The following is a 20431-nucleotide window of genomic DNA, read 5'->3' on the forward strand; positions in this document are numbered from 1 at the left end:
ACACCTTATAAAATTTGTCAAAATAAGTGTTGCCATTTCAATTTTCAAAAGTTACTGGTTTAAGCATCGATACATTGAGGTACTATGAAAAAGAAGGACTATTAAATCCACAAAGAGACAGTAATAATTATCGTGATTATTCTGAAAAAGATTTTTGTTGGGTACAATTACTGATGAAGATGAAGCAAACTGATATGACAATAGAGAACATAAAAGAATATGCTTTACTTCAAGAGAAGGGGGATATCACACTAACAAAAAGAATTATTGTGTTGAAGGAGCATTTGGAAAATCTATATATACAAGAATCCGAATTGAAGAGTACCATTAAATTTGTTGAAAATAAAATTATTGGTTATCAAAAGAGGATAGGTGGTAAAAATTAGTTATTGAATTTTCCAAAAGGATAAATTAACTAAAGTATATAATTGTTGATAAATAGTTTTTTATAGTATGTTATTAAGTTTCTAAACTATTGTTTTTATACAAATTATTGAGAAGTTATAATAGATTTAAATTATACAGAAGAAAGTATTTTCCGATAATGTAAATGGAAATGTTTTTTAATAATCAAAAAGCCGATAAAAGGAGAATATAATTCCTAATTATTGGCTTTTTATCTTATAGATTAGATAGAGAAACGTTTAGCTAAAAAATCTTCTCGACGTACTCAAGAAAATTACTTCTATTTTTCTGAGTAGTTTTCGTAATATTACCTTGATGAACCCACTTTACATTTTTTAATCCCATATCTTTAAATACACGTCTTTTTAAAGCATTTATTGGGTTGCCTGCAAAATATTTTATGTACCATTTAGGTGCCTCAGCGGTTGTTATGATTACTGTCTCTTTAATGTTTTTCATTTTACCGATTAAACGGCCATTTTCTTCTCTGTAGGCGAATCCTTTTAGCATCACCTTATCAAGAAATCCCTTATATATTGAAGGAAGTCCATACCACCAAATTGGTGTTATTATGATGAGTTTCTCCGTATCTGATAAAATTTTCTGATATTTTCCTACAAGAGGATCTGAGAATTGCCCTTTAGAAAATCCAGCAAGGTCATTTGATAGCATAGCTGGATTAAAATTATCCGTTACTAAATTTATTACAGTAGCATTTGTTTTCATCTTAACTCTTTCCAAAATTGCATAGTTAAAACTCTTTGGGTATGGATGCCCTATTATAATTGTTGTCTTCATCTTATTTCTCCTTATTTGTTTTTTTTAAAATTAGATCAACTTGCTTTTCAAGTGCAAGCTCATTTTCTATTGTTGTCTTAGCTATAGCTAGGGGTTTCATCATATCTAGCAGTTCTACAACACGCTTATAGTTCTCAATTTTCATCAGTATGTCATTCTTTTTCATCGAAATTATTTGATTTGTTTCTCTGATACAGTTGTCTTCCAAAACTTTTTCGTCATTTAATGATAATAACTCTTTTATTTCTTTGATTGAAAATCCAGAATACTTCATGACTAAAATTAGCTTTAACTTCTTTTCATCATCTAAGTTGTATTCACGATAATTATTTTCTTTTCTGTGAATATCTAAGAGTCCATTCTTTTCGTAGTATCTAATTGTTGAGACAGATATATTCAATTTGTCAGCAACTGCCTTTATTGTACTCATAAATATTGTTCACCTCCTATTTAGAGAATAACATTGAACCTTGGTTCAATGTCAACACTAAAATGAACTATTGGTATTTTCATTTCGATTCTATTTGTTTATTAAATGACAGAACTTGTTTCATAAACTATGACCACTCTTTTGAATAATACTGTAACAGAATCTTTTTTCAGCTACGTGAGAAAAATAGACAGCTTTCAAAAATCGAATAGAATAGTATGTCTATTTCATTGAAGGGTGGCTTATAGAAAAGAGTTTGGGCTATCGGTGTTTGTCAATATAGTTGTCGTATTTTTATTTTCCACCTATCAAAAAGCAGAGCCTCCCTATGGTCGGTTGGCCTCGTCATCCAATAGGGGAAGAATAACTTTTTCCCCTATTGGGTGACGAGGGTTATTTGATAATCTTGAAAGATTATGCTCCTGTTAACTTTCTGTTTCTTTTAAAGGATTCAACGCCACCGATTGATGTGGAGTCCAATTTCGAACACCTTTTGACCAGCGTTCAGGATGGCGCTTTTTAGCGTCCTCGTAAACCTGCTTTCGTTTCTCTAAAATAGCGAGATCTCGTCCTTCATGACACGCTGCAGGAGACACAAATTGAATCCCACTATGCAAATGAGAATCGTTATACCAATCGACAAACTCTTTCGTCCATCATCTATTGTTTTAAAGCCGTTATTGGGATATTCTGGTCGATATTTTAACGTTCGGAAAGCCGCTTCCGAATAAGGATTGTCATTACTCACTCGTGGTCTTGAATAAGAACTTTGAATTCCTAATTTTTCGAGTAAGACTTGAAAAGTCGCGGCTTTCATAGGGCTGCCATTATCGGAGTGTAAAACCAACGGCTGTCCTTGGATACGTTCCTTAAGCACCGTCTGTTTAATAAGTTTTTCGGCATGACGAGCTTCTTCTGATTCCCAAATCTCCCAGCCTACCATTTTACGGCTAAATAAATCAATGATGAGATATAACCGGTAAAAGAGTCCTTTTATTGGACCTTTTAGCCAAGTAATATCCCAAGTCCAAACTTCATTTGGCTTCGTCGCAAGGTGACTTGGCGGTATGCGTTTCTGTGAAACTTGACTTCGGCCACGGTGATGTTGCATATTTTTTTCTCGCAATACACGATAGAAGCTAGACTCTGATGCAATATAAATCGAGCAATCCGCAAGTTTTGGTACAATTTGGCTAGGTGGCAAATTCATAAATTCTTTTTTTGAAACGGTTTCTATTATTTTTTCGCGTTCTTGATCCGTCAGTTTATTTTTGGGTACTGGACGTTTCGCCAAAGGGCGTTGATCATGCGCTATCGTACCTTCACGCGTCCATCGTTCGTAGGTTCGAACGCTAATATTCAGCTCATTACAGGCATAGGTGAGACGGGCCCAATTGCGATTGGCTTCTTGAATAAGTTCAACAGCTTGTTTGCGATCTGAAGATGAAATCATTCTTCCTCTTGGTCCCCCCAAATCGCGCGTGCTTTTTTCTTAGTAATAAGAGAGCAGCGGCTTCCGCTAATGCTTTTTCCTTATGACGTAATTCTTTCTCTAATTGACGCGCTTGTTTTTTCTCTTCTTTTAGTTCAGTTGCAAGTTCTCTCGTTCGATTTTCTTCCTGTTCATTCGCAGATAAGCACGTTTTCTTCCAAGCCTCAATTTGTTCTTTAAATAAGCCCTTCTTTCGGCAATATTCCGCAAGTTCTACTTGGTTCATTGAGAATGATTCCATCACAATTAAAAATTTATCTTCACTTGACCATTTTTCGACATTCTTTTTCGTTCCGGGTGTAGCATTCCCTTGAATTCTAGCTTTTTTACGCCAAGAATAAAGAGTCGCTTCTGGAATGCCCAAAGTTTGACTTAATTGGCGAATCCCCCTATTTTCGGGTGGCATCATTTTCTTGATGGCTGTCGCTTTCAGTTCGGTAGAGTAACGTTCATTGTTTTTATTTGTCATGGTAATCATCCTCCGTATAGTCTTTATTATAACTTATTATCCTATATGACAACTAGCCTAACATAGGGGGATAGCCATAAAAATGATTAATGTCAGATATTGAAACAAAACATGGTAATAAGTGAGAAGCATTGTCACAAAGCCTAATAAGCTAAGTCCTTTTATCGTAAGAGGAAGATCTTTGACGAAAAGTGGAGCAATGCCCATTACTAAACCGTAAAACACATGGGTGATAGCCACAGTCTATTGTAATATCAATTCTTTAATTACAAAGGGATTCGAATTTTTTTATTTTTCTGTTTGACTATGAATAGTAATGAAATTTTGGAATTCTCAAAAAATCAAAATTCTTCCACTAGTCAACACCTTCAAAATGTGCTAAAGTATAAAAGACGATTAATAGTGTAGGAGGTTCCGAGTGTGTATAATTTTATTTTAGGAACAGTTATTGTACTTTCAGTTATTTTAATTATTGCAATCATGATGCAGCCAAGTAAACAAAATAGTGCAGCCAGCGCATTTACTGGTGGTGCCGATCAACTTTTTGGTAAACAAAAAGCACGCGGTTTCGAAGCAGTTATGCAGAGACTAACAGCTATTTTAGGAGCGGTTTGGGTAGTGTTGCTGTTTTTACTAGTTTTACTATCATCCACAAGATAATGAAAATGGGTTTGAGAGGACTACTTCTCAAACTCTTTTTTTATTGCAAATATGGTAAAATAGATTTTAAAGAGGTGTTGTGAAGTGAAAAGAAAAATGAGTTTGCCAAAACCATTATTTGGAGAACATGGATCAAGAGCGGTATTATTACTCCATGCTTATTCTGGCAGTCCAAATGATGTACGTATGCTATTTCGTCAACTTGAAAATGCAGGCTATACTGTCTATTCTCCTATGTTTGCAGGACATGGAACATTAAATCCCCAAGACATTTTAAAAGAAGATGTCGATACTTGGTTTTTAAATACTAAAGAGGCAATTCAATCTTTGAAAACAAAAGGCTATCAAGAAATTGCTGTTTTGGGTTTGTCCATGGGTGGAATTATGGCGATGGGGGCTTTGACTTTAGATGATTCAGCGATTATCGGAGGAGGCGCTTTTTGTTCTCCAATTTTTAAAGCAGAAAATAAAGTACCAGAAAACTTTGTAAGATATGCTGAAACGGTCTTAGGTTACTCAAACTTTACGGAAGAAGAACAAAAAAATATGTTAGCTGTCATTGAAACAGACTCCGTGAAACAGTTAGCAGCAATTGAGTCCTTTGCAAGTTCAGTCAGCCAACAATTAAAGAGAATTCAAATACCGGTTTTCTTAGCTCAGGCGGGTGAAGATAAAATGATTGATCCATTGACTGTCTATCAAACAGCACAAGCATTAGATCATACAAAAACAACTTTACAGTGGTACCCTAAGAGTGGACATGTCATTACAGTAGATCAAGAAAGAAAAGAATTTGAACAAGACGTATTAGCTTTTCTAAACAACTTGCCTTGGAGTAACTAATCAAGCATTTGAGATAGATAAACTAGCTGATATATTTACCACAATAATATGAATAAAACGAGGAATTAATAATATGAAAGAAACCATTAAGACGAAAGTTTTACTCTTTATGGAACAAAGTCGCAAAAAAAGCTTTTCGATGGAAGAATTAGCTGAAAATTTAGCTTTACAAAAAAGTGAAGATTTTAAAGCCTTAGTTCAAACGATTGCGATGATGGAAAGAGAAAAACTAGTGATCTTTAATAAAAAAGGAAAGATTAAACTTCCAGAGCAAGATATTGTTGTAGAAGGAACATTTCGTGCCAATAGTCGTGGCTTTGGTTTTGTGACTATTGATCCAGAAGAAGACGATGTTTTTATCCCGAAAGAAGCGACGGGTTATGCAATGGACGGCGATATTGTCGCAATTGATATAGTAAAACCTTCCGATCCTTTTACAGATAAAGGCGCGGAAGGTCGAATTGTTGAAGTGAGACAAAGACAAGCCAATCAAATTGTTGGTGAGTTTACTTTGTTCTCAGAAGAAGATATTCGAGAAACGGATTTATATGGAGTAGTTAAACCCAAAGATAAAAAATTAGAAGAGTTAGAAGTATTTATTGCTGCCGAAGGTGTTCGTCCGGTTGATGGTAGTATTGTCATTGTTGAAATTACTCACTACCCTGAAAAAGGTTATGCCAGCAGTTTAGAGGGAATGGTAAAACAAGTAATCGGTCATAAAAACGATCCAGGAATGGATATTTTATCGATCGTGGTTGCCAATGGTATTCCTACTAAGTTTCCTGATGAAGTATTGAATGAAGCAAATGCAGTACCGGATGAAATCAATGCAACAGATTTTCCTGACAGACGTGATTTACGTGATCAAATGATTGTAACGATTGATGGAGAAGATGCAAAAGACTTGGATGATGCGGTAACCGTACGTAAGTTAGAGAATGGAAATTATTTCTTAGGGGTTCACATTGCGGATGTTTCTTATTATGTAACGGAAGACAGTCAATTAGACAAAGAAGCATTTGAACGTGGCACGAGTGTTTATTTAACTGACCGAGTAATTCCGATGTTGCCTCAACGTTTATCAAATGGTATTTGTTCGTTGAATCCCCAAGTGCCCCGTTTGGCAATGAGTTGTGAGATGGAAATTGACTCAAAAGGAACGATTATATCTCATGATATTTTCCAAAGTATTATTCAAACAACCGAAAGAATGACCTATACGACAGTCAACTCCATTTTAGAAGAGCAGGATGCCGAAGTGATTGCTCGTTATAAAAAATTAGTTCCAATGTTTGAATTGATGGGTGAATTACATCATGTTCTAGAAGCGAAAAGAGTGCGTCGTGGAGCGGTCTCTTTTGAAGATAATGAAGCCAAGGTTTTAGTTGATTCAGAGGGACATCCCTTGGATATTATTTTACGATCACGAGGTGTGGGTGAACGTTTGATTGAGTCCTTTATGCTAGCGGCAAATGAAACAGTAGCAGAACACTTTAATACGAGAAAATTCCCGTTCATTTACCGAATTCATGAAGATCCTAAAGAAGAAAAATTGCGTCGGTTCTTTGATTTTGCTTCAGCTTTAGGTATTGTTGTCAAACAAACCAAAGGAAGTATTTCACCAAAAGATTTACAAGCTATCGTTGAAGACGTGGCAGATAAACCGGAATCTATGGTAATTAATACGATGTTGTTGAGAAGTATGCAACAAGCAAAATATTCTGAAGAAAACTATGGGCATTATGGTTTAGCTGCAGAATATTATACACACTTTACTTCACCAATTCGTCGTTATCCAGACTTGATTGTTCACCGTTTGATTCGTTCTTACAGTCAAAATACTTCTGATGAGAATCAAGCGATCTGGGCGGAAAAATTACCTGATATTGCTGTGCATAGTTCGCAAATGGAACGTCGAGCAGTAGAAGCAGAACGTGAAGTAGATGCGTTGAAAAAAGCCGAATTTATGGCGGATCATATTGATGAAGAATTTGATGGAATGATTAGTTCAGTTGTTAAATTTGGTATTTTTGTTGAATTACCAAATACGATTGAAGGTTTAATTCATATTAATGAATTAAAACAAGATTATTTTCATTATTTAGAAAGTCATTTGGCTTTAGTTGGGGAAAGAACAGGAACGACCTTTAAAATTGGTCAAAAAGTGCGTATTCGTGTAGTGAAAGCAGATCCTGAGACTAGAGAAATTGACTTTGAGTTAGTGAAAGCAGAAGAAGTTCAACCTCTTTCAGTAGACAAAAATCGTCAAAAACGCCGTAGAAAACCACAAAAAAATGTAAGCAGAGAAGAAGTCCCTGAGAAAAATAAAGGAACCAAGAATAAAAAGAAAAAAGGAAAAAAAGCGCCTTTCTATAAAAGTGTGCCTAAAAAGAAAGGCAAAAAGAACCAATAGAAGAAGTAAGTGGAGGTAACTGTATGCCAAAAGGTGAAGGAAAACTGATTGCACAAAATAGAAAAGCAACACATGACTATACGATTATTGATACGATTGAAGCAGGCATTGTTTTACAAGGAACAGAGATTAAATCAATTCGCAACAGTCGAATCAATTTAAAAGACGGATTTGTTCGAATTCGTAATGGGGAAGCTTTCCTTTATAATGTTCATATCAGTCCTTACGAACAAGGTAATATTTTTAATCATGATCCAGTGAGAACCAGAAAATTACTTTTGCATAAAAAACAAATTGCTAAACTGATGGGGGAAACAAAGAATACTGGAATGACAATTGTCCCTCTTAAGGTATATATTAAGGATGGTTATGCCAAAGTATTAATTGGGTTGGCAAAAGGAAAAAGAGATTATGACAAGCGAGAAACACTGAAAAGAAAAGATCAAGATCGTCAATTGCAACGAGTAATGAAAAGTTTCTAATCTTCTTTCTTGTTTTTAATGAATTCATCGAGCCTTTTGTATTAAATAGAAATAAAAAACTTAATACAAAAGGCTCTATATAATAGAGTTATCATAGTTTTTTTGTTAGTATTACGAAATCTTAGATTGTTTTTGTTTTCGATTACTTTTTTCAATGGACTATTTGCTGTAATTTACTGAAAATGTTTTGAAGTTTTCTTTACATGGTGGTATGATACCGATTGTTACTAAAACTATGAAAAAATATCAGTACTGATTTCGTAGTTTTCAGCTTATAGGAAAAGAGGTGAGAAATTTTGGAAGAACGTTCACTATTGTTTAAAATAGGACCGATTTGGTTCGACGGGACAGTTATTCTCATGACCTTGCTCACATGCATCATAGTTTTTGCAGTAGTTTTTATTTGTACTCGCAAATTAACATTGAAACCTAGTGGCAAACAAAACGCGATTGAGTATGTAATTGATTTTGTTCGAGGAATTATTTCTGATCAATTGCCGAAGGAGCAAATTAATAATTATAGTTTATTGGGTTTTACCTTGTTTTTATTTGTTTTAGTTTCCAATGAAATAGGACTTGTGACAAAAATTGTTACTAAGGACGAAATCAGTCTTTGGAAAAGTCCAACAGCAGACCCATTCGTGACATTGAGTTTAGCAATGATGGTCATTGCATTAACCCATTATTTTGGGGTAAAGGAATTAGGGTTTAAATCATATTTTAAAAATTCATTTTTATCACCAGTTGGCATTATATTTCCAATAAAGATTTTAGAAGAATTTACGAACGTAATTAGCTTAGGTTTACGTCTATATGGGAACATTTTTGCAGGTGAGGTTCTTTTAGGATTGATCGTTTCGATGGTAAATAATCTAGGTTGGATAGCATTACCGTTAGCTATTCCACTAGAAATGGTTTGGACTGGATTCTCATTATTTATTGGTGGAATTCAAGCGTATGTATTTGTAACATTAACCATGGTATTCTTAAGTCACAAAATAGAATTAGAAGAATAATAGTATTTATTTTAGGAGGAAAAAATCATGCAATTTATCGCAGCAGGTATCGCAATTTTCGGCTCAGCATTAGCAGCAGCTTACGGGAACTCTTTGGTAGTAAAACAAGCTTTGGAATCAATGGCTAGACAACCAGAAATGGCTAAACAATTACGTTCAACAATGATCTTAGGGATGGCCTTTATTGAAGCTGTGCCTATCTTGGGTATTGTTATCGCATTACTTCTAGTTTTATAGTAAGTCTCAAATAAAGCAGAAGTATTGATTCTTCTGCTTTTTTCTGTGAATAGTAACTTGTTTATAGACATGAAAAATAAAAAAAGGAGTTGCAGCAAATGCTAAATCAATTTGTTCTGTCAATGGCAGAAGTTCAAAATACAATGATTAGCAATATTCTTGTTGTTACGGGCTCATTTGTTCTATTACTTATCCTGATTAAGAGATTTGCTTGGGACTCTATTTCAGCCATTCTGAAAAAACGGGAAGAAACAATTGCCAATGACTTAGATTCAGCTGAACGTTCTCGTATTGAGGCAGTGAAGCTTGAAGATCAAAGAAAAGTACAGTTGAATAATTCTCGCTCAGAAGCAGCAGAAATTATTAAGCAAGCAAAAGATAGTGGAGAAGTTAGCCGCCAAGCAATCATGACTGATGCAAAAGAAGAAGCTTCTCAAATGAAAGAAAAAGCTCAAACTGCCATTGCATTAGAAAAACAAACTGCCATGCTTTCAATTAAAGATGAGGTCGCAGATTTGTCTCTTCAAATTGCAGAAAAAATATTGGTACAAGAACTTTCTCTGGAAAATCATCAAACATTGATTGATCAATGTCTTGATAATATAGGACAAGATAATGAAGCTTGATAAATTTACAGTAGCTAAACGTTATGGCAAGGCGTTATTTGAATTGGCGGTCGAATCAAATCAAGCTGATGACGTTTATCAAGAATTGCACAGATTAGCTCAAATTTTTGAAGAAATTCCAGATTTAGGAGATATGTTGAGCGATGATCGCTTAGAATTAAATGAAAAGCGTGAAATTATGGAAAGTCTTTTAAAAGGTTTTGAGGGCTTAGTTCATGATTCGTTAGAAGTGATTTATCAATACAATCGAATGTATGATATTCCTTTGATTATTGAGGAGTTCAATCTTCGTTATAATGAGCAGCAAGGAATTATTTCCGGCACAGTAACAACTGCGGTTCCATTGACAGTGGAACAAAAAGCACGTTTGTCAAAAAAATTAGCTGAGGAACTAGGCTATCAAGTGGCAGAATTAACAGAAAAAGTCGATCCTGAAATTATTGGTGGTTTGGTTGTTGAAGCAAATCATACGATTATTGATGGAAGTGTTAAGACTCGTCTAGACTATTTACGTAAAGAATTGCGTAAATAAGATAAATACTAAGAGGTGAAATCAAATGGCCATTAAAGCAGAAGAAATTAGTGCTTTGATTAAAGAACAAATTAAAAATTATCAAAGCAAACTCTCTGTAGAAGAAGTGGGTACTGTAACCTATATTGGTGACGGTATCGCTCGTGCCCATGGATTGGAAAATGCGATGAGTGGAGAACTGCTTGAATTTTCAAATGGTTCTTTTGGTATGGCACAGAATTTAGAATCAAATGATGTGGGAATTATTATTTTAGGTGATTTTGAAACCATTCGTGAGGGAGATCGTGTAAAACGCACAGGACGGATTATGGAAGTTCCTGTAGGAGAGGCATTAATTGGACGTGTCGTCGATCCATTGGGACAACCTATTGATGGTTTAGGCCCGATTCTCACAGATAAGTTCCGTCCAGTAGAAACTGAAGCACCAGGTGTTATGCAACGTAAGTCTGTTTCAGAACCTATGCAAACGGGTTTGAAAGCCATTGATGCATTAGTTCCTATTGGCCGTGGTCAACGTGAATTGGTCATTGGAGACCGTAAAACAGGGAAAACATCAATTGCAATTGATACGATTATTAATCAAAAAGGACAAGATGTCATTTGTATTTATGTAGCAATTGGTCAAAAAGATTCCACCGTACGTTCTCAAGTTGAAACATTACGCCATTATGGCGCATTAGATTATACCATAGTTGTAGCAGCTGGCGCTTCTCAACCAGCACCGTTGCTATACATTGCTCCTTATGCAGGAACAGCTATGGGTGAAGAATTTATGTATAATGGCAAACACGTATTAATTGTTTTTGATGACCTTTCAAAACAAGCAGTAGCTTATCGTGAATTGTCTTTACTTTTACGTCGTCCACCAGGTCGTGAAGCTTACCCAGGGGATGTATTCTACTTACATTCACGCTTGTTGGAACGTGCAGCAAAATTAAGTGATGAACTAGGCGGTGGTTCCATGACGGCTTTGCCATTCGTTGAAACGCAAGCAGGAGATATCTCTGCTTATATTCCAACCAATGTCATTTCGATTACAGATGGACAAATCTTCTTGGAGAATGACTTGTTTTATTCTGGGGTACGTCCAGCAGTAGCAGCAGGTTTATCCGTGTCTCGTGTAGGTGGTTCTGCCCAAATTAAAGCTATGAAAAAAGTAGCAGGAACGCTACGTTTAGACTTGGCTAGTTATCGAGAACTAGAAGCCTTTACACAATTTGGTTCTGATTTAGATGCAGCGACTCAAGCAAAATTAAATCGTGGACGTCGTACAGTCGAAATCTTGAAACAAAAACTTCATGCACCGTTATCAGTGGAAAAACAAGTAGTCATTTTATATGCATTAACTAGAGGATATATTGATTCTGTTCCAGTTAATAGTATTTTAGAATTTGAAGAAGAATTATTCCATTACTTGGAAGCAAACTACAATAATTTATTTGAAACAATTCGTGAAACGAAAGATTTACCAGAAGAAGAGGCATTAAATGCGGCAATTTCAGAATTCCGTGAATTGTATATGGCAGAAAAGAATAAGCGTAATCATGATTTTATCAAAGAACATCTAGCCAAAATGGACCAAGCATAAGAGGTGAAAGAAAATGGGGGCTTCTCTAAACGAAATAAAACAACGAATCAATTCTACAAAGAAGACCAGTCATATTACTAAAGCCATGCAGATGGTCTCTGCGTCAAAATTAACTAGATCTGAAGCACATTCTAATCAATTTCAGATATATGCAGAAAAAGTACGTGAGTTAGTTACTCATATAACTAAAAGCCAGCTGACGAAAATTCAACAATCTGAAAATCCTGATGAATTGGATTTTAATAGTATGTTAATCGCCCGACCTGTCAAAAAAACCGGTTATGTTGTCATTACATCTGACGGTGGTTTAGTGGGCGGTTATAATAGTTCTATTTTGAAACAAATGATGGGTATGTTAGAGCGAGATCATCAGTCAAAAGAGGAATATGTCATGATTGCGATTGGTGGTACTGGAGCCGACTTTTTCAAAGCTAGAGGAATAAATCTAGCGTATGAACTACGTAATCTATCTGATCAACCTGGATTTGAGGAAGTACGAAAAATTGTTAATTTGACAACTTCAATGTACCAACATGAAGTATTTGATGAATTGTATGTATGTTACAACCATCATATCAATTCATTAACGAGTCAATTTCGTGTAGAAAAAATGTTACCAATTTCGACGTTAGATCCGGAAGAGGCAACAGTTTATGAACAAGAATATATTTTTGAACCGTCTAAAGAAGTGATTTTAAATCAACTATTGCCACAATATGCGGAAAGTTTGATTTATGGAGCCATTGTCGATGCGAAGACAGCTGAACACGCAGCTGGAATGACCGCAATGAAAACAGCGACTGATAATGCTTTGAATATTATTGATGATTTAACCATCTCATATAATCGAGCACGTCAAGGAGCTATTACCCAAGAAATTACTGAAATTGTCGGGGGAGCAGCAGCTCTGGAATAATTTCGTGAGTGAATGGAGGAAAACAAATGAGTTCAGGCAAGATTGTTCAAGTCATCGGTCCCGTTGTTGATGTGGAATTTTCTTTGGACCAATCCTTACCAGATATTAATAATGCCTTAATTGTTTATAAAAAGAATGAAGAAAAAACTAAAGTCATTCTGGAAACAGCTTTGGAGCTTGGAGACGGTGTGGTTCGTACGATTGCAATGGAATCTACTGATGGCCTACAACGAGGAATGGAAGTTATTGATACAGGAGCATCTATTTCTGTACCAGTTGGAAAAGAAACACTAGGAAGAGTCTTTAATGTTTTGGGAGATACCATTGATTTGGGAGTACCTTTTCCAACAGATGCCCAAAGAAGTGGTATTCACAAAAAAGCACCTGCTTTTGATGAATTAAGCACGAGTACTGAAATTTTAGAAACTGGAATTAAAGTCATTGATTTATTGGCTCCTTACTTAAAAGGTGGGAAAGTTGGCTTGTTTGGAGGCGCTGGAGTCGGAAAAACAGTGTTAATCCAAGAGTTAATTCATAATATTGCTCAAGAGCATGGTGGAATTTCAGTATTTACAGGTGTTGGTGAACGGACACGTGAAGGTAACGATTTGTATCATGAGATGAAAGATTCAGGTGTTATTGAAAAAACAGCCATGGTCTTTGGTCAAATGAATGAACCACCAGGTGCCAGAATGCGTGTAGCCTTAACCGGTTTGACAATTGCAGAATATTTTCGTGATGTTGAAGGACAAGATGTATTGTTGTTTATTGACAATATTTTCCGTTTTACTCAAGCGGGTTCAGAAGTTTCCGCCTTACTAGGTCGTATGCCTTCAGCCGTGGGATATCAACCAACTTTGGCAACTGAAATGGGTCAATTACAAGAACGAATTACTTCAACGAAAAAAGGTTCTATTACATCGATTCAAGCTATTTATGTTCCAGCAGATGACTATACTGACCCAGCCCCAGCGACTGCGTTTGCCCATTTGGATGCGACAACTAACTTGGAACGTAAATTAACCGAACAAGGAATTTATCCAGCAGTAGATCCGCTAGCTTCTTCTTCAAGTGCATTGGCACCTGAAATTGTTGGCGAAGAGCATTATCAAGTGGCTACTGAAGTACAACGAACACTGCAACGATATCGTGAATTACAAGATATTATCGCTATTTTGGGAATGGACGAATTATCTGATGATGAAAAGATACTCGTTTCCCGTGCTCGTCGTATTCAATTTTTCTTATCACAAAACTTCCATGTGGCGGAACAGTTCACTGGTCAACCAGGTTCTTATGTGCCTGTAGCTGAAACCATTAAAGGCTTCCAAGCTATTCTAGATGGACAATACGACCATTTACCTGAGGAAGCATTTAGAAGTGTTGGTAAGATTGAAGAAGTGGAAGAAAAAGCGAAAAAACTAGGTTACTAGAAAGAGGTGCCTCATGGAACAATATTTAACAATCAATATTGTCACACCAAGTGGAATTATTTATAATCACCATGCAACAATTATCGTGGTGAAAACCTCTGGTGGGGAACTAGGCGTTTTGCCTAACCATGCGCCGATCATTGTGCCTTTGGATATTGATGAATTAAAAGTTAAACGAGTGGATTCAGATACTCACGTGGATTGGATTGCCATTAACGGTGGAGTAATGGAAGTTCGTGATAACGTTGTGACCGTTATTGCCGATAGTGCAGAGCGAGAACGTGAAATTGACCTTCCTCGTGCAGAAAGAGCTAAATTAAGAGCAGAACGCTTGATTGAAGAAGCAAAAGAACGAGATGACATTGATGAATTACGTCGAGCTACCGTTGCTTTGCATCGTGCGCTTAATCGAATCAATGTCTCGAAACATTTTTAATAAAAAAGTTTAAAGGAGTAATGACAATAATATGTCATTACTCCTTTTTCTATTACCAAAAAAAGTCAATTCTAAAAATCTTATTAAAAAGACTTTAAAAAAACACTTAAAAAATTGTTTTGAAATGAGATTATTTTTTTATTTTCCTAAATTGTGGTATCATTTGTTTATTGAATTTTTTGTTTAAGAAGGAGATTTTTTAATGCAAGTTTATGGTTTTGACGCAGTGATTCGAATCGTTAGTCACTTTGTGTTTATTTATATAGCCTTTACCGGCTTAGGTGCACTAAGAATAGACCAATTGTTTAAATCCCTTCATACGACTCAAATTCGCTTGATTCTAATGCTGGTAGCCATTGCTATTGGTTATACAGCAAGTACGTTCTTTTTAGAATTAATTGTACTTGGAAGGAATCTGTTTCAAGTAGGTTTCTAATAAGCCTACTATATAAAATAAAATGAATATGCTATAATTATAAGGATTTGATTTAAATTGTCACATAGCGTTCTATTTGGAGGGAACAAGATGGAAGAGATTATCGTTCAAGGTGGTAATCAGTTAAAAGGAAATGTCATAATTGAAGGGGCAAAAAATGCGGTTTTACCAATTTTAGCAGCTAGTTTACTAGCAGAAGATGGAGTTACAACTCTACGCAATGTCCCGATTTTATCGGATGTATTTACAATGAACCAAGTCATTCGTCATCTAAATGTTGACGTTGATTTTGATAAAGAAAACAATCAGGTTACAATTGATGCTTCAAGACAATTAGAAATTGAAGCACCTTATGAATATGTTAGTAAGATGCGTGCGTCAATCGTAGTTATGGGTCCATTATTGGCACGTAATGGTCATGCTAAGGTAGCAATGCCAGGAGGGTGTGCTATCGGGAAAAGACCAATTGACTTACACTTAAAAGGATTCCAAGCTTTAGGAGCAACTATTATTCAAAAAGATGGCTATATCGAAGCAATTGCCGACCAATTAAAAGGTAGTCATATTTATTTAGACTTTCCAAGTGTCGGAGCTACTCAAAATATCATGATGGCAGCTGTTAAAGCCAAAGGTACAACAACGATTGATAATGTAGCTCGTGAACCAGAAATTGTTGATTTAGCTAATATTTTAAATAAAATGGGTGCTAAAATTTATGGAGCAGGTACTGAAACCATGCGTATTGAAGGAGTCGATTCTTTACATGCAGTGAATCATTCGATTGTTCAAGATCGAATTGAAGCCGGAACTTTTATGGTTGCTGCTGCTATGACTCAAGGCAATGTTTTAATACAAGATGCTATTTCGGAACATAATCGTCCACTTTTATCTAAATTAAAAGAAATGGGCACTCAAATTATTGAAGAAGAAAACGGTATTCGAATTATTGGTCCTGAGGCTTTGAAACCTACTGATATCAAAACAATGCCTCATCCAGGCTTCCCAACAGACATGCAAGCACAAATGACAGCTATTCAAGCAGTTGCTAAAGGAAATAGTATTGTCACAGAGACAGTCTTTGAAAATCGTTTCCAACATTTAGAAGAAATGCGTCGAATGAACGCCCATGTCAAAATTGATGGAAATTTAGCTATTATTGAGGGCGGACATAAATTACAAGGTGCATTAGTCTATGCAACTGACTTACGTGCAGCAGCAGCATTAATTTTAGCTGGCTTAACTGCAACAGGTCGTACACGCGTCCGAAATTTAAAATATTTGGATCGTGGTTATTATAAATTCCATGAAAAACTACAAGCTTTAGGAGCTAATGTTGAACGAGTAAGTGGCACTGATGAAGTAGCGACAACTCAACTAGTACATTCCTAGAAAAGGAGAAATTTTGATGCAAACCAGTCGCTATATTTTAACAACAGTATCTAAGATTTTTTTAGTAATTATTCTAGCCATTATATTATTTTTAGTTGGATTAATGGTTGGTTATGGTGTTATTGGTGATGGGTCTCCAATGGATGTATTTAATAGCGAGCTTTGGGCTCATATTTTTGATTTTTTTAGATAGAGATGAAGCGACTATACAATGTATGGTCGCTTTTTTAATATCATTACTTAAAGAAATTGGTAGTGAAATTATTTCCTGTATTCAAAAAATACGTATTGTAATTAGATTTTCAGTGTTTAATGAATCGTTTAATTATCTAACCCTGCTCTTTTTTTTTGATAAATTAAATGGAAATTTTCTTTTTTCTCTATAAATAGCATTATTTCGCTTGTCTTTTTTGTCATTTTTCTGTAATAAACAGGTTTTATCTAACAAAAATCGAAAAAATTGGTATTTTTATAAAGAATTTACTTGATTTATGTTACAACAAAATAAAAACCCATTAACTGAGTGAATTTTAATATGAATTCTATAAACGCTGACTTAACAAGCTTTTTTATTGAGAAACAATAAAAATAAATGAATAAATAATGAAAGTATGTCAAATATAACAAATAATAAAGCGTTTTCTATTGTGGCGTTAAAGAGCATTAATACATTCGTAACCTAGCTAGATAATTCCTATGATAAGATACATTTCGTATCAATTTAGGAGGAATCTAGTTAAGATGAAAGTACGAATTTTACATGTAGCATTTTTAACGTTAGCAATGTCTTTTGGTTCATTGTTTCCAGTTTATGCGGCAGAAGAACAAGTAGAAGATCAATTGATGAGTCATGAAGTGATTGCAGAGGAATCTGTTCAAAATATGTCAAGTTCATTAATCAGTTTAGCTGTAGAAAGCGAAGCTGTTAAAGAAGCAAAAAATGTAATTGAAGAAAAAGAAAAAGCCGAACGTGAGGCAAAAGAAAAAGCTGAACGAGAAGCGAAGGAAAAAGCGGAACAAGAAGCAAGAGAACAAGCCGAACGTGAAGCACAAGAAGAAGCGATTAGAAACGGTCGAACTATGGTAATGGAATCTACCGCTTATAGTTCAGATCCTGCAGATTTATTAGGTGGAGGAACCGTGACAGCAACAGGTCAAAACCTTTTAGAAAATCCAATTGCGGTTGCAGTAGATCCAAATGTTATTCCATTGGGAACTCGTTTACACGTAGAAGGCTACGGTGAAGCTTATGCAGTAGATACAGGTGGCGCAATTAAAGGAAATATTGTCGATGTTCATTTCCCAACCTATGAACAATGTATTCAATGGGGAAGACGACAAGTAGTCGTTACTATCTTAGACTAATATAATAGTAGATTAAAACTTGGTGAAGCAAAAAAATGCTTCATCAAGTTTTTTGTTGGTTTCAAAATCTACTATTTATAGCGAAGATTGAATAGATCTGGAAACTTCCAGTTCATCTGTCCAGAAAAGTCCTCATTGTAGTAGACCGCTCTGTGCCTCTAGGGAGTCTCAAAGCTTTCGGCGTTCAAACGCACAGTAGGAAGTGGAAAAACATTCCTTCCAACTCTACGTAATTCATCCTCATCTTTAGACTACGATGAGGAATTTCTTCCCAGTTGAACTTCCAGTTCCTGAAGCTCTCTGTTTTGAACTAATGAATGATGCATTATTACCTAAAAATAATAGTCAAAAAAAAATAGAAGAACACAGCGGAGAAGGTCATGGGTAGTGTCCTAAAAAATTGAATAAATTACGCTAGTCAATCAATTCCCAGCGTAACGCAGAGAGAGGCTCGCGTTGTCGTCATGTCTAGAATTCAATGTGAACTACGCCCAGTTGCAAATTGATTTACTGGGCGTGTAAAGCTTGAAAGCTCCAAGACTACAGGCTTGGAGCGATTCCGGGCTGACCTAAGCAAGCCTCTCTCGTAGTGAAGCGTCAAATTTGTGATGAATAGTAACGTTTATTGACTTTCTTTAGCTCTTTAGAATAACCAAAACTTGTTTCTTGTGTTAAAAAAAGGTATAGTTTGAATGAAAAGAGGGAAATTGATGAAAAAAATTTTAATCTCATTAGTTAGAGGCTATCAACGGTTTATTTCTCCCTTATTCCCTCCAAGTTGTCGTTACTATCCAACTTGTTCTTCTTATACAATTGAAGCGATTCAAGTTCATGGAGCAGCGAAGGGGAGTTTGATGGGGTTAGCAAGAATACTCAGATGTCATCCATTTGTAAAAGGTGGGGTTGATTATGTGCCCAAAAAGTTTACTTTAAAACGGAATACTACCGATCAAGAACGTCCCAATTATACCTATAAAAAACACTCTTAAAAGATGAAGACTCATTTCCGTTGAGTTTTCATTTTTTTTACTTTATTTCAAGTAAATGAAGCAGAGAGAAATTGCGGAGCAGCAAAGGAAATCGCTTTAAATGTTAGATAAAAATCAATATATAAAATATTCTGAAAATTCGTTGACAATTACAGAAAAATTATGTATATTGATTAACATATTCAGGGGAGTAGAAAGAGGGAGGAATTATTTATGAAAAAGAAATTTGCATTTTTATTTGCGAGCTTATTTTTATTGGGAGCTTGTAGCGCAGGACCAAGTGGGGGTTCTTCAAATGGTTCAGCTGATGGCGGAAACGCACAAGAGGGTGACACAATCAAAATTGGTTTGAATCTAGAATTATCTGGTGGAGTTGCTGGATATGGTACTCAAGAAAGAGACGGAGTCGAACTTGCAGTTAAACAAATTAATGAAGAAGGCGGCATCTTAGGAAAAGAAGTCGAACTTGTTATTAAAGACAACAAATCAGAACCAAATGAAGCAGCAACAGTAGCTGCCAACTTAACAGAAAATGATGGCGTAGTAGCAATTATTGGACCTGCAACATCTGGTGCAACAAAAGCAGCTATCCCTAACGTAACAAGAGCTCAAGTACCATTGGTTACACCTTCTGGTACAGATGATTCAATTACTGTTAACGGTGATGCTGTACAAGAATATGTTTTCCGTTCTTGTTTCCAAGATAGCTTCCAAGGAGTTATCTTAGCGAAATATGCAGCTGAAACATTAAATGCTGAAAATGTAGCTATTTTAGGTGATAATTCAAGTGATTATGCAATTGGATTAACAAATGCCTTTAAAGGTGAATATACAGGCAATATTGCTGTAGAAGAAAACTTTACAAAAGACCAAACAGATTTCCAAGCGGTATTAACAAAAATCAAAAGCACTGACTTTGATGTGTTATATGTACCTGGTTACTACGAAGAAGCTGGTTTGATTATTAAACAAGCACGTGAAATGGGTATTGATCAACCAATTATCGGAGCAGATGGTTTCGGTGATGAAAAAATGATTCAATTGGCAGATGCAGCTAACGTATCTGATGTATATTATACTGGTCACTTCTCAGCTTTAGCACCAGCAAATGATACAGTAGAACCATTTATCGAAGCATTCAGAGCTGAATATAGCAAAGAACCTTCAACGTTTAATGCTTTAGCTTATGATGCAATGTACATGATTAAAGCAGCAATTGAAGCAGAAGATTCTGCTGATTCAATTGCAATCACTAAAGGTTTATCAGAATTAACTGATTTTGTTGGGGTAACAGGAAATATCACAATGGATGAAAACCATAACCCTGAAAAATCTCTAGTAGTTATCGGTTTTACAGATGGGAAAGAAAGCTCAGCTGACGCAGTAAATCCATAATCAGTGGATCGATTAGAAATAAAAGCTGGGACAAAATCAAACAATCGGTTTTGTCCCAGCTTTTATGATGAAAAAAGTAGG

The 20431-nt window shown here is 35.5% G+C and carries 23 protein-coding genes; 19 read left to right on the forward strand and 4 right to left on the reverse strand.

Annotation, left to right across the window (positions count from 1 at the left end):
- Positions 1–29 precede the first annotated feature (29 nt).
- Positions 30–386, forward strand: a complete 357-nt coding sequence (locus tag AC4BBX_RS13860; RefSeq protein WP_490454391.1) for a MerR family transcriptional regulator — start codon at positions 30–32, stop codon at positions 384–386.
- A gap of 262 nt (positions 387–648) precedes the next feature.
- Here the strand turns inward: AC4BBX_RS13860 and AC4BBX_RS13865 are convergent, their stop codons facing one another.
- The 4 genes from AC4BBX_RS13865 to AC4BBX_RS13880 form a co-directional block, all read right to left on the reverse strand.
- Positions 649–1203: an NAD(P)H-dependent oxidoreductase gene (locus AC4BBX_RS13865; protein WP_490454392.1), complete on the reverse strand. Its 555-nt coding sequence runs from the start codon at positions 1201–1203 to the stop codon at positions 649–651.
- A gap of 1 nt (position 1204) precedes the next feature.
- Positions 1205–1633, reverse strand: a complete 429-nt coding sequence (locus tag AC4BBX_RS13870; RefSeq protein WP_490454393.1) for a MerR family transcriptional regulator — start codon at positions 1631–1633, stop codon at positions 1205–1207.
- 550 nt (positions 1634–2183) lie between these two features.
- Positions 2184–3086 carry a transposase gene (locus tag AC4BBX_RS13875; RefSeq protein ID WP_490454394.1) on the reverse strand — a complete coding sequence of 301 codons (903 nt, stop codon included), beginning with the start codon at positions 3084–3086 and terminating at the stop codon, positions 2184–2186.
- Positions 3052–3594, reverse strand: coding sequence for a transposase (locus AC4BBX_RS13880; protein WP_490454395.1), 543 nt, complete (start codon positions 3592–3594; stop codon positions 3052–3054). Before AC4BBX_RS13880 ends, AC4BBX_RS13875 begins: the two co-directional genes overlap by 35 nt.
- A 420-nt stretch (positions 3595–4014) precedes the next feature.
- Between AC4BBX_RS13880 and secG the strand changes: the two genes are divergently transcribed.
- From secG to AC4BBX_RS13970, 18 genes are all read left to right on the forward strand, one after another.
- A complete protein-coding gene (gene secG / locus AC4BBX_RS13885; RefSeq protein ID WP_490454396.1) occupies positions 4015–4254 on the forward strand; it encodes a preprotein translocase subunit SecG in 240 nt (79 codons plus the stop codon).
- A gap of 96 nt (positions 4255–4350) precedes the next feature.
- Positions 4351–5097, forward strand: coding sequence for an alpha/beta hydrolase (locus AC4BBX_RS13890; RefSeq protein WP_490455826.1), 747 nt, complete (start codon positions 4351–4353; stop codon positions 5095–5097).
- Between the two features lie 73 nt (positions 5098–5170).
- Positions 5171–7510 (forward strand): ribonuclease R, encoded by a 2340-nt coding sequence (gene rnr, locus AC4BBX_RS13895; RefSeq protein ID WP_490454397.1) that lies wholly within the window; start codon positions 5171–5173, stop codon positions 7508–7510.
- Between the two features lie 23 nt (positions 7511–7533).
- A complete protein-coding gene (smpB, locus tag AC4BBX_RS13900; protein ID WP_490454398.1) occupies positions 7534–7992 on the forward strand; it encodes an SsrA-binding protein SmpB in 459 nt (152 codons plus the stop codon).
- 296 nt (positions 7993–8288) lie between these two features.
- Positions 8289–9008, forward strand: coding sequence for a F0F1 ATP synthase subunit A (gene atpB / locus AC4BBX_RS13905; protein WP_490454399.1), 720 nt, complete (start codon positions 8289–8291; stop codon positions 9006–9008).
- 27 nt (positions 9009–9035) lie between these two features.
- Positions 9036–9245 carry a F0F1 ATP synthase subunit C gene (gene atpE / locus AC4BBX_RS13910; protein WP_490454400.1) on the forward strand — a complete coding sequence of 70 codons (210 nt, stop codon included), beginning with the start codon at positions 9036–9038 and terminating at the stop codon, positions 9243–9245.
- A gap of 98 nt (positions 9246–9343) precedes the next feature.
- Complete coding sequence (gene atpF, locus AC4BBX_RS13915) at positions 9344–9871, forward strand: F0F1 ATP synthase subunit B (protein ID WP_490454401.1); 528 nt, start codon at positions 9344–9346, stop codon at positions 9869–9871.
- A complete protein-coding gene (gene atpH, locus AC4BBX_RS13920; protein ID WP_490454402.1) occupies positions 9861–10403 on the forward strand; it encodes an ATP synthase F1 subunit delta in 543 nt (180 codons plus the stop codon). The genes atpF and atpH overlap by 11 nt, the downstream gene beginning before the upstream one ends.
- A 25-nt stretch (positions 10404–10428) precedes the next feature.
- Complete coding sequence (gene atpA / locus AC4BBX_RS13925) at positions 10429–11991, forward strand: F0F1 ATP synthase subunit alpha (RefSeq protein WP_490454403.1); 1563 nt, start codon at positions 10429–10431, stop codon at positions 11989–11991.
- A 13-nt stretch (positions 11992–12004) separates the two neighbouring features.
- On the forward strand, positions 12005–12907 hold the full coding sequence (locus AC4BBX_RS13930; protein ID WP_490454404.1) for a F0F1 ATP synthase subunit gamma: 903 nt from the start codon (positions 12005–12007) through the stop codon (positions 12905–12907).
- Positions 12908–12933: 26 nt separating this feature from the next.
- Entirely contained in the window at positions 12934–14340 is a 1407-nt protein-coding gene (atpD, locus tag AC4BBX_RS13935; protein WP_490454405.1) for a F0F1 ATP synthase subunit beta, read from the forward strand.
- Positions 14341–14353: 13 nt separating this feature from the next.
- A complete protein-coding gene (locus AC4BBX_RS13940; RefSeq protein WP_490454406.1) occupies positions 14354–14776 on the forward strand; it encodes a F0F1 ATP synthase subunit epsilon in 423 nt (140 codons plus the stop codon).
- Between the two features lie 202 nt (positions 14777–14978).
- The gene (locus tag AC4BBX_RS13945; RefSeq protein WP_490454407.1) at positions 14979–15212 is read left to right on the forward strand and encodes a DUF1146 family protein; all 234 of its coding nucleotides are present in this window, start codon (positions 14979–14981) and stop codon (positions 15210–15212) included.
- Between the two features lie 90 nt (positions 15213–15302).
- On the forward strand, positions 15303–16601 hold the full coding sequence (gene murA, locus AC4BBX_RS13950; RefSeq protein ID WP_490454408.1) for a UDP-N-acetylglucosamine 1-carboxyvinyltransferase: 1299 nt from the start codon (positions 15303–15305) through the stop codon (positions 16599–16601).
- A gap of 16 nt (positions 16602–16617) precedes the next feature.
- Complete coding sequence (locus AC4BBX_RS13955; RefSeq protein ID WP_490454409.1) at positions 16618–16794, forward strand: DNA-directed RNA polymerase subunit beta; 177 nt, start codon at positions 16618–16620, stop codon at positions 16792–16794.
- 548 nt (positions 16795–17342) lie between these two features.
- Positions 17343–17966 carry a 3D domain-containing protein gene (locus AC4BBX_RS13960; protein ID WP_490454410.1) on the forward strand — a complete coding sequence of 208 codons (624 nt, stop codon included), beginning with the start codon at positions 17343–17345 and terminating at the stop codon, positions 17964–17966.
- A 710-nt stretch (positions 17967–18676) separates the two neighbouring features.
- Entirely contained in the window at positions 18677–18955 is a 279-nt protein-coding gene (gene yidD / locus AC4BBX_RS13965) for a membrane protein insertion efficiency factor YidD (RefSeq protein ID WP_490454411.1), read from the forward strand.
- Between the two features lie 213 nt (positions 18956–19168).
- Complete coding sequence (locus tag AC4BBX_RS13970) at positions 19169–20350, forward strand: ABC transporter substrate-binding protein (protein WP_490454412.1); 1182 nt, start codon at positions 19169–19171, stop codon at positions 20348–20350.
- Positions 20351–20431 lie beyond the last annotated feature (81 nt).

This window comes from Enterococcus sp. AMC1157 (assembly GCF_058216555.1).

What these genes read in the sequence shown, in the direction of transcription:
- AC4BBX_RS13865 (WP_490454392.1), bottom strand. Translation starts at nt 1,203, where the DNA reads ATGAAGACAACAATTATAATAGGGCATCCATACCCAAAGAGTTTTAAC.
- AC4BBX_RS13870 (WP_490454393.1), bottom strand. Translation starts at nt 1,633, where the DNA reads ATGAGTACAATAAAGGCAGTTGCTGACAAATTGAATATATCTGTCTCA.
- AC4BBX_RS13875 (WP_490454394.1), bottom strand. Translation starts at nt 3,086, where the DNA reads ATGATTTCATCTTCAGATCGCAAACAAGCTGTTGAACTTATTCAAGAA.
- AC4BBX_RS13880 (WP_490454395.1), bottom strand. Translation starts at nt 3,594, where the DNA reads ATGACAAATAAAAACAATGAACGTTACTCTACCGAACTGAAAGCGACA.
- AC4BBX_RS13890 (WP_490455826.1), top strand. Translation starts at nt 4,351, where the DNA reads ATGAGTTTGCCAAAACCATTATTTGGAGAACATGGATCAAGAGCGGTA.
- rnr (WP_490454397.1), top strand. Translation starts at nt 5,171, where the DNA reads ATGAAAGAAACCATTAAGACGAAAGTTTTACTCTTTATGGAACAAAGT.
- smpB (WP_490454398.1), top strand. Translation starts at nt 7,534, where the DNA reads ATGCCAAAAGGTGAAGGAAAACTGATTGCACAAAATAGAAAAGCAACA.
- atpE (WP_490454400.1), top strand. Translation starts at nt 9,036, where the DNA reads ATGCAATTTATCGCAGCAGGTATCGCAATTTTCGGCTCAGCATTAGCA.
- atpF (WP_490454401.1), top strand. Translation starts at nt 9,344, where the DNA reads ATGCTAAATCAATTTGTTCTGTCAATGGCAGAAGTTCAAAATACAATG.
- atpH (WP_490454402.1), top strand. Translation starts at nt 9,861, where the DNA reads ATGAAGCTTGATAAATTTACAGTAGCTAAACGTTATGGCAAGGCGTTA.
- atpA (WP_490454403.1), top strand. Translation starts at nt 10,429, where the DNA reads ATGGCCATTAAAGCAGAAGAAATTAGTGCTTTGATTAAAGAACAAATT.
- AC4BBX_RS13930 (WP_490454404.1), top strand. Translation starts at nt 12,005, where the DNA reads ATGGGGGCTTCTCTAAACGAAATAAAACAACGAATCAATTCTACAAAG.
- atpD (WP_490454405.1), top strand. Translation starts at nt 12,934, where the DNA reads ATGAGTTCAGGCAAGATTGTTCAAGTCATCGGTCCCGTTGTTGATGTG.
- AC4BBX_RS13940 (WP_490454406.1), top strand. Translation starts at nt 14,354, where the DNA reads ATGGAACAATATTTAACAATCAATATTGTCACACCAAGTGGAATTATT.
- AC4BBX_RS13945 (WP_490454407.1), top strand. Translation starts at nt 14,979, where the DNA reads ATGCAAGTTTATGGTTTTGACGCAGTGATTCGAATCGTTAGTCACTTT.
- murA (WP_490454408.1), top strand. Translation starts at nt 15,303, where the DNA reads ATGGAAGAGATTATCGTTCAAGGTGGTAATCAGTTAAAAGGAAATGTC.
- AC4BBX_RS13955 (WP_490454409.1), top strand. Translation starts at nt 16,618, where the DNA reads ATGCAAACCAGTCGCTATATTTTAACAACAGTATCTAAGATTTTTTTA.
- AC4BBX_RS13960 (WP_490454410.1), top strand. Translation starts at nt 17,343, where the DNA reads ATGAAAGTACGAATTTTACATGTAGCATTTTTAACGTTAGCAATGTCT.
- yidD (WP_490454411.1), top strand. Translation starts at nt 18,677, where the DNA reads ATGAAAAAAATTTTAATCTCATTAGTTAGAGGCTATCAACGGTTTATT.
- AC4BBX_RS13970 (WP_490454412.1), top strand. Translation starts at nt 19,169, where the DNA reads ATGAAAAAGAAATTTGCATTTTTATTTGCGAGCTTATTTTTATTGGGA.